Annotated in this window: 1 pseudogene; it reads right to left on the minus strand. The window is 66.8% G+C overall.

What is annotated here, in order from left to right:
* Positions 1–227: 227 nt before the first annotated feature.
* Positions 228–588: pseudogene (locus tag A3714_RS18265) on the minus strand (hypothetical protein); the annotation flags it as partial.

The following is a 588-nucleotide window of genomic DNA, read 5'->3' on the forward strand; positions in this document are numbered from 1 at the left end:
CAACAGCCCGATTGATCCGGCCGCTTCCATAAAGCAGGCGGCCGGATCAATCGGGCTGTTGGCCGCCGCTTCCGGGCACAGTTGCTCGGTCAGCGGGTTGGAGCCCAGCAGCAGGTCCTGCACGTCTTCGAAGTTACCACCGGCTTCGGTCAGGCAGTCGATGGGGGTGGTCGGACCCAGGTCCGCTTCGGAGGTGTCCGGGCAGAACTGCGCCAGTACCGNCTCATCTACTCGTCTCCGACCCCCCGCAAGCCACCGCCGCCCCGGATGCAGCCTCCTGCTGCTTCCATAAAGCAGGCAGCCGGATCAATCGGGCTGTTCGCCGCCGCTTCCGGGCACAGTTGCTCGGTCAGCGGGTTGGAGCCCAGCAGCAGGTCCTGCACGTCTTCGAAGTTACCACCGGCTTCGGTCAGACAGTCGATGGGGGTAGTCGGGCCCAGGTCCGCTTCGGAGGTGTCCGGGCAGAACTGCGCCAGTACCGGCTGCAGCGGGTTGCCATCGGCACCCGGCAGGCCACCGCCGCCCGGGGCAAAGCCACCGGCAGCTTCTTCAAAGCAGGCAGCCGGATCAATCGGGCTGTTCGCCGCC

This window comes from Alcanivorax sp. HI0007 (assembly GCF_001635525.1).
Taxonomy (GTDB): domain Bacteria; phylum Pseudomonadota; class Gammaproteobacteria; order Pseudomonadales; family Alcanivoracaceae; genus Alcanivorax.